Origin of the sequence: Anaerotignum sp. (assembly GCF_045122575.1) — a bacterium.
GTDB lineage: Bacteria > Bacillota > Clostridia > Lachnospirales > Anaerotignaceae > Anaerotignum_A.
The window spans coordinates 1-8,146 of sequence record NZ_JBGVHV010000143.1 but is presented as its reverse complement, the minus strand read 5'-3'; the positions used below and the strand labels follow the sequence as shown (position 1 = coordinate 8,146).

The window sequence follows — 8,146 nt, the reverse complement described above, 5'->3', positions numbered from 1 at the left end:
GTATCTCTTACACGGATACGATCCTGTGTATACTGCAGGGCTACTGTTGAAGACAGAATATCCTTTTCTTCTGCAACCGCGATATCTGTAGATACAAAAGGTTCGTGGGATACCAGTACGATCCCGTGGGAGTTATAAATCAGGGTATAGCCTGCGATCCCCGTTTCCTTCTGGTATGCCTTGGAGAAACCGCCGTCGATGACAAACAGCTTACCGTTTGCCTTGATGGGACTTTCGCCTTTCTTTACCTTAACGGGCACATGACCATTTACAATATGGGAAGTTTCGGAATCCAACCCAAATGCTTCCAGCACATGCTTGCAGACAGATTCTTCATTTCTCAGAGTATAATAAGGGTTCTTTTCTTCCTTATGGGTCGCTTTATCATCCACGAAATAACGTTCGAAGGTTGTCATTTTCTTTTTGCCGAACAGAGGAGAATCTTCCCCGCACCACATATACCAGATGTAGTCCATACATTCGCGTTTCGCTTCTGTGTGGGCTTTGCTGAAATAGCCTTCACGCATGGTTCTTTCTACTTCGTCCAGATAGGACTTGCCGATATATTTTTTCCCGCGGAACATCACTTCCTTCAGTGTGCCGTCATCATTCATGGGAATGCATCCATGGAACAGCAGATTGGAGTTGAAGATGGTATACATGCTGCCTTTATGGTACAACACACGGGTATGCTCCTGCAGCTTTTCACTGTTGACAAAGGAGGATTTTACCTTGTCCATTACCAGCTGTTCTTCTTCTGTCAGGGTATAGGGATCTTTTGGATCGATCGTAGGGAAGTTCATATCGTTCATAGGATATTCTACCCCTTCGATCATTACAGTACCTTTTTCGAAATTGATTTTATCCAGCAGCAGTCTGTTTTCCATACGGAACTCAGGACGGCGCATGATGATCTGGCCTTCCATCTTCCACTGCATAACGGAAATGGCCTTATGCATTTTAGCGATCATTTTAAAGTCCTTATCGCTCAGTTCTTCATCCCCTTTGGGTTTGAACTGTTCGCAGGGGTCACCGGCATATTTGTCCATGGCAAAGGTTGCCAGAGGCAGCAGGTTGATGCCGTAATCTTCTTCGATGGTATCCAGGTTCGCATATCTTGTCTGGATACGCAGCACATTGCAGATCAGCGCCTGACAGCCGGCAGCAGCACCCATCCATGCGATATCGTGGTTGCCCCACTGAATATCCACAGAATGATAGTTTGCCAGAATATCCATGATACGTGCCGCGTGAGGGCCTCGGTCATAGATATCACCCAGAACATGGAGCTGGTCGATGGCCAGTCTCTGGATCAGTTTACACATGGCTGTGATGAAACGATCCGCCTGTCCCAGGTCAATGATCGTACGGATGATTTCTGTATAGTACAGATCTTTGTCTGCACTGGAATTATTTTCATGCAGCAGTTCTTCGATGATATAAGCAAATTCCTTGGGCAGGGCTTTTCTCACCTTGGAACGGGTATATTTGGAAGCAACCACCTTACAGATCTTTACCAGTCTGTGCAGAGTGATCTTATACCATTCTTCCAGATCCTCAGGATCTTCTGTATCTGCCATCTGTTCCAGCTTCTGTTCCGGATAGTAGATCAATGTTGCCAGAGATTTCTTTTCGCTGTTACGCAGGCTTTCCCCAAAGATCGCACTGATCTGGTTTTTGATAACCCCGGAAGCATTGCGCAGTACATGGCTGAAGGAATCCGCTTCCCCATGGATATCGGATACAAAGTGTTCTGTCCCTTTGGGCAGGTTCAGAATCGCCTTCAGATTGATGATCTCTGTTGCCGCACTGTTGATATTTTTATACTGATCTGACAGCAGTTTCATATATTTTACTTCTTCTGCTGTAAAGTTGCCATTCCCACAATACATAAATGCACCTCTATTCTTTGTCCACTTGTGCCTACCTTTTCAGTATAGCACCAATAAAAAGATTTTCCTAGAGAATTTTCCAAAAATCGGGACAAAAAACGCCCCAATACAAATTGTATCGAGGCATCTTCTTATTTATGTTCGTTTTCCTCTTTCTTCTCTTCCAGAAGACTCGTTTCTTCTGTCGGATCGTCTGTTACGCCGTCCACAGTTCCTTCCACAGGCTCTGCAAGCAGGTCTTCCTCCCTTGCTGCATACGCATTGACAAAGTCCGTATCAAAAACACAGGCACCCTCTGCAACAGCCTTGCGGTTCAGATACAGCAGGCATTCTCCCACTGCAACAAAACCTACGGAAATATAGCTCAGGAACTGATATACCAGATCCGGCAGCATCCCTTCTCCGAAGAAGGAACAGATCATTTCAAATACGGAATTCCACAAAACGGATACACATGCCAGCAGGAACAGATATCCAAAGGTACGCCACCATTTCCCCTGCACCAACGCCTTACTGCTTCTGAGGGCATCCCAGCCTTTTTTGTCTTCAAAGGCAATACAGCAGGTGTACAGCCCCCACGCGATCCCAAAGTAAACCCCGGGCACGATAACAAAACTGCCCAACAGCACCAGCACGCCATAAAGAAACCCTGTAATCAGGATGGCAGGCATCTGGTTCAAGGCTTCAGAAATCGCCTTCCCTGCTTCTATCTTTTCCCCATCGATATACTGTTTCACCATCTTTGCAACGGCGATCACACCTACCGGCTGCAGGAACATCGCAACGGCATACAGAAGAAGTTCCTGTGTCAGCAGATTTCCCAGTATATACAGCATTTCCTGTATCTGGGTCTGACTGGGACCCATCGTAGAATCTATGTGGAGCAGATACCCCTGCGCCTGTACCATTCTTTCCAGAATCACGCTGTCCAAAAGGGAGATGGGCAGAAAAATAAACAGCAGTACTTTTGCAAAAGAACCAAAGATAGCCGCAAAAACGTGCATCGCCCCTGCGATCAGCTCTATCCATTTTAACTCTCTATGATAAATTTCATTTCTCATGGGATCATCCTTTCTTTCTCCTTTCGGAATATGATAGCACACTTCGACGGAAAATCCAATTGTATCCGACCATTGCGATTCTTAATTTTTTCTTACAGAACAGCAGAGGCAACAGGATTCTGCCCATAAAAAAAGAAGGAGAAACTCCTTCTTTTTTCTTTTCATTATAATTTCTTTTCCAGACAAATCAGGTTTTCCCAGATCACCTGCTGGAAGAAAAACAGGGTCTTTCCCGCCAGTCTGTAGCCCAGAGAGGTATACAGGCTTTCTGCCGGCTTGTTCCCTTCGTATGTATCAATACGGACAGTTTTACAGCCTCTTGTTCTTGCCAGTTCTTCGGAAAAGGCAATGAATTCCTTTCCTCTGCCCTGTCTTGCGCAGTCGGGACGGATACAAAGCATGTGGATGACGAAAACCTCGTCTCCTTCCCCTTCATATTCCCAGGGGATCTTTACGTATTCATCCAGCTGGATATGGTTCAGATTGGCACAGCCAAACAGGCGGCCGGTTTCATCCTCGCCCACATAGAGGGTACCTTCCTTCCACGCTTTTTCCGCATGAGCCCTGGTTGGATACTTTCCTTTGATCCAGTTGCTGTAATTGACTGTTTCCGCTTCATGGTCCAGTATTTCATGGAAGATCTTTTCCACTTCCTGTAAATCACTTTCTCTTGCCGGGCGGATCACCAAAATCCCTCCTCAGCTTTTTTTCGCGCGATGCAGTTCATACATCGCTGCAGTCAGGATGGTGATCTGACGCAGCTGTTCCTGCAGTTTTTCGTGAATTTCATGGAGTTTCATCAGTTCTGCTTTTTTTGCCACCAGCAGTGCTTCTGCGTTTGGAACAGACCTGTCATCTTCCAGTTTTTCGATATCTTCAATCAAAGCATAGCCTTCCCTTCTGGTTCTGGCAATGTCATCTTCCATATGGTGTGCCAGATGATTTGCCATTTTCATAGGGTCTTCTGCTAATTCGATCATACCGCCTACATTCATTGCCATGATGTTACTGTATCTGTTCAAAATAGTAGCCATAAATCCTTCCTCCTTATTTTCACTGCTTTGTGTTATCTATCCCCCAGTCTCAGACTGGGATTTGCATTCAGATCCAGTCCGTCTCTTACCCCCGCCATATACTCATAATATGCCGCACAGCCGATCATTGCTGCGTTGTCTGTGCAGAGGATCGGAGAAGGAATACTCAGGACAAAGCCTTCCCTTTCGCAGGCTTCCTGCATCTTGCCGCGGAGTGTGCTGTTGGAAGCAACCCCACCGGCCAGTGCGATCTTTTTCACACCGTTGGCTTTTGCCGCCTTGATGGTCTTGCCTACCAGAACTTCCACCACAGACTGCTGGAAGCTGGCCGCGATATCTTCGGGAACGATTGCTTCGCCCATCATCTTCTGTTTATTCACATAATTCAGAACTGCTGATTTTAATCCGCTGAAGCTGAAATCATAGCTGTCTTCCTCCAGAAAAACTCTGGGGAATTTCACTGCATCAGGATTTCCCAGTTTTGCTGCAGCATCGATCTTCGGACCACCGGGGTATCCCATGCCAATGGCGCGGGCTACCTTGTCATATGCTTCCCCTGCCGCATCGTCTCTGGTTCTGCCAAGGATCTCATATTTACCGTAGTCAGATACATAGACCAGATGAGAATGACCGCCGGAAACCACCAGCGCCATGTAAGGTGGTTCAAAATCTTTATTCTGAATATAGTTTGCACAGATATGCCCTTCGATATGGTGCACGCCGATCAGAGGTTTTCCTGCCGCATAGGCCAGTGCCTTTGCTTCTGCCAGCCCCACCAGCAGTGCCCCTACCAGACCGGGGCCGTATGTTACGCCGATGGCATCCATTTCTTCCAGCGTCATCCCTGCGTCTGCCATCGCTTTTTTAATGACACCATCGATGTTTTCCACATGTTTTCTGGATGCGATCTCCGGCACGACGCCGCCATACAGGGTATGCAGGTCGATCTGAGAAGAGATCACATTGGAAAGTACCTCTCTGCCGTTTTTCACCACCGCAGCCGCTGTTTCGTCACAGCTGGACTCGATGGCCAGTATATAAATATCTTTTCTTTCGTCCATATTTTCCTTATCCCTCCTTCGGGAATTCAATGGTGATGGTTTTTCTTTCCTCACCTAATTCAGCTGCGGGGAAAATTTCCCGTACCGCAGGAAGAAATTCTTCCGGTTCATTCAAAGAAGGACTGAAATGTGTCAGCCACAGTTTTTCCACATTGGCGTTTTTCGCCATGCGGGCTGCCTCAGAAAACAGCATGTGCTTGTTCTCTCTTGCCTTCTGTTTTTTCTCTTCTTCACCGTACATCCCTTCGCAGATAAAAAGCTGTACCCCTTTTACAAACTGCATGATACGATCCACCGGGCGGCTGTCGGTGCAGTATGCCACAGAGATCCCTTTTCTTGGTTCTCCCAGCACCATTTCCGCAGTATAAACTCTGCCCGCATGTTCCACTCTGCCTTCCTTCTGGACACGTCCCCAGAGAGGTTTGGGCAGCTGCAGTGCTTCTGCCTTTTTCACGTCGAATCTGCCCTTACGGTTCAGATCAATACGGTAGGCATAGCATCTGACCATATGGTCCGCCATGCAGTGATGGATCTCAAACTCACCTGCCCGAACGGGGTTTGGTGCGTCCTTATCCAGTTCAATAAATTCTATTTCAAAGGGAAGTTCGGGGGCAATGATGGTCAGACCCTCTACGACCTTCTGCAGTCCCACAGGCCCTACCATTTTCAGCGGTTCTGTTCTGCCTGCATTGCCGATGGTCAGAAGAAGCCCCGGCAGACCGGAAATATGGTCTGCATGGAAATGGGTGATGCAGATCACATCAATGGCTTTAAAGCCCCATCCCAGCATCTTCATGGTCACCTGCGTGCCCTCGCCGCAGTCGATCAGTGCCAGCCTGCCGTTCAGGCGCGCCAGCATAGATGTCAGAAAGCGGCTGGGCATAGGCATCATACCGCCTGTCCCCAGTAAGCAAATATCTAACATTTGATTTTCTCCTTTGTATACCTATTTCGTTTCCAGAAAATAGTATTCCCATTTTCACTCTTTTATCATACCGCAAAAGGGGGTAAAATACAATCATTTCTGAAAAGGAAAAGAGGACTTTCGTCCTCTTATTTCACAAAAAACTCACCTGCCACGATATAATTGGTATCCCTTCTTTCCCCCTCCTGCACAGGATGGGCGAAAAAGGGAGGATTGCTGTTGATGATATCATAATGTCGTTCTCCCTGATACAGCAAGATCTGTTCCGCCGTCATTCCATCAAAATTCGGCTTCTCCGCCGGTGGCCGCAGGCGAGAAAAGCTCACAGGAACACAAAGACGGTATCTGCCCTCCGGCAGTTTCCCCGCAAAGGCGTCCATACTGTACCGCTCCCTGCCGCCTTCAGACATCCAGTTTCCCGAAATAATCATTATCATATTATCCAAAACAGGTTCTTTTCTCATAGGCACGCTTTCCCAGTTTTCTCCATTCTTTTTTTGCAGGAAAATGTCATAATATCCGGTAAAAGCCTGCTGCTCCCCATTGCGCAAAAAGGCAGACACACAGTTTTTTTCTCTGTCATATTCCGCTGTCATAGTAAGCTTTGGCATAACAGGACTTTCCAAAAGAATCGTCTTTTTCCCTTCTGCCATTTTCCAGGATACAGCCCAATCAACCTGTTCCGCCGCCGCTCTCAGGGGGATATACCAACGATCATCCCTTCCTTTTTCCGCCTGCAACATTCCACTCCAACAATCTTTTTTATTTTTTGCTATCCAAAATTCATATTCTTCATCCACCCATATATTGTTTTCTTCCTGTTTTCCCACTTTCAAATGAATATGGCCGCCGCCCGTATCTTCCAACTCAGCCTTTACGATATCCGCAAAATCTACGACAGAAATCAGCACCTTCTCCTCTTTCTGCCATATTGGATACTGCAGTTCTTTTTCCACGCCATCCACAAGCAAACTGATTTCTTTTTCTGCCGCAAAAGCCGTGCCGCTCATCATGAAGCTCATCAGAAATATTATCATCAGTAATCGTTTCATTTCCTTTCACCCCTTATTCCACCTCAAATTCACCAGCCAGAACATATCCCGTTCTGCTGCGGTATCCTTCTTCTGCCGGCCGTGTGAAAAAAGCCGGCCTGCTGTTGGCTGTTTTATAAAACATCTGCCATTCCTTCAGAATTTCACTGTCTGTTTCTGTTACGGGATCAGAATCCGTCGGTGCAGAAAACGGGAAATTCATCATTTCATAAACGATAGGCAAGCAAACACGATATTTTCCTGCATCCAACATTTCTCCATAGGGATACAGCCTGTACGTCATGCTGTTTCTACCTTTCTCTTTCTCATTATCATAGTGATACCAATTTCCCGGAATACCGATGCTGATCCCGTCTATATCCATATCATTCACCAGCGGCATACGTTCCCAGCGTTCTCCGTTCCATTTCTGCAGGAAATATTCATCCCCCGCTGCAAAGGACTGAGGTTCTCCATTCTGCACCATCAGTGTAACCGTGTTTTCTGTTGCATGATGAAATACCTCCATGGATAAGCGGGGCATTCTTGCGCCATTCAGCATAATTACATCGCCTTTCTCAGTTCTTTTCCACATCGTATCCATATCGGTCACATCTGCCGTTGCGCGAAGTTCCATATACCAGACGCCCGCAGGCCCCGCATACCCCTGCAGCGGGCCTCTCCAATGGGGGCTTTGTTTTTTCATGATGAAGAAATCATAGGATTCGTCCAACCAGACCGTATCCTCTGTGTCTTCCTTTTGTTCGATCTGCAAATGCAAAAAGTTCTTATCCTCTTCCAGTCTCCCGCCCAGAATCTCTGCCATATCCTCCGCAGCGATCAGTGTCTTCCCATCCTTCACCCACAGCGGATGTTGCAATTCTTTTTTCGTACCATCCACCAGCAGCGTTGTTTCTCTTTCTGCAGCAAAGGCTGTTCCCGTAAACAGAAACGTCAATAGCATTCCCGTTATGAAAAACCGTTTCATAAAAAATCCCCCTTTCTTTCCCTCAGAATAGCACTTTTTCCCCTTTCTTAGGTTACAGCCCCTTTACAAAACTCTTTCAGATTTCTTAAGATTTCCGCAGAAAAACACCGTTTTCTTCTGCCTAAAAAAAAATACGTATTTTCTGTTTATTTTT

The 8,146-nt window shown here is 46.6% G+C and carries 8 protein-coding genes; all 8 read right to left on the bottom strand.

The annotated features are described in order from the left end of the window. Positions 1 to 1,892: fructose-1,6-bisphosphatase (locus ACJMLT_RS07040; protein WP_405728623.1), on the bottom strand; the 1,892-nt coding region annotated here is incomplete at its 3' end. 131 nt (positions 1,893 to 2,023) lie between these two features. Further along, on the bottom strand, positions 2,024 to 2,953 hold the full coding sequence (locus ACJMLT_RS07035; protein ID WP_405728620.1) for a hypothetical protein: 930 nt from the start codon (positions 2,951 to 2,953) through the stop codon (positions 2,024 to 2,026). Between the two features lie 164 nt (positions 2,954 to 3,117). Further along, positions 3,118 to 3,639: a GNAT family N-acetyltransferase gene (locus tag ACJMLT_RS07030; protein ID WP_405728617.1), complete on the bottom strand. Its 522-nt coding sequence runs from the start codon at positions 3,637 to 3,639 to the stop codon at positions 3,118 to 3,120. Positions 3,640 to 3,651: 12 nt separating this feature from the next. After that, the gene (locus ACJMLT_RS07025) at positions 3,652 to 3,987 is read right to left on the bottom strand and encodes a hypothetical protein (RefSeq protein WP_405728614.1); all 336 of its coding nucleotides are present in this window, start codon (positions 3,985 to 3,987) and stop codon (positions 3,652 to 3,654) included. A 32-nt stretch (positions 3,988 to 4,019) separates the two neighbouring features. Next, complete coding sequence (gene tsaD, locus ACJMLT_RS07020) at positions 4,020 to 5,048, bottom strand: tRNA (adenosine(37)-N6)-threonylcarbamoyltransferase complex transferase subunit TsaD (protein WP_405728611.1); 1,029 nt, start codon at positions 5,046 to 5,048, stop codon at positions 4,020 to 4,022. 7 nt (positions 5,049 to 5,055) lie between these two features. Then, entirely contained in the window at positions 5,056 to 5,973 is a 918-nt protein-coding gene (locus ACJMLT_RS07015) for a ribonuclease Z (protein ID WP_405728608.1), read from the bottom strand. 128 nt (positions 5,974 to 6,101) lie between these two features. Beyond that, entirely contained in the window at positions 6,102 to 7,025 is a 924-nt protein-coding gene (locus ACJMLT_RS07010) for a hypothetical protein (protein ID WP_405728605.1), read from the bottom strand. Positions 7,026 to 7,038: 13 nt separating this feature from the next. Next, entirely contained in the window at positions 7,039 to 7,992 is a 954-nt protein-coding gene (locus tag ACJMLT_RS07005; RefSeq protein ID WP_405728602.1) for an immunoglobulin-like domain-containing protein, read from the bottom strand. Between the last annotated feature and the right edge of the window lie 154 nt (positions 7,993 to 8,146).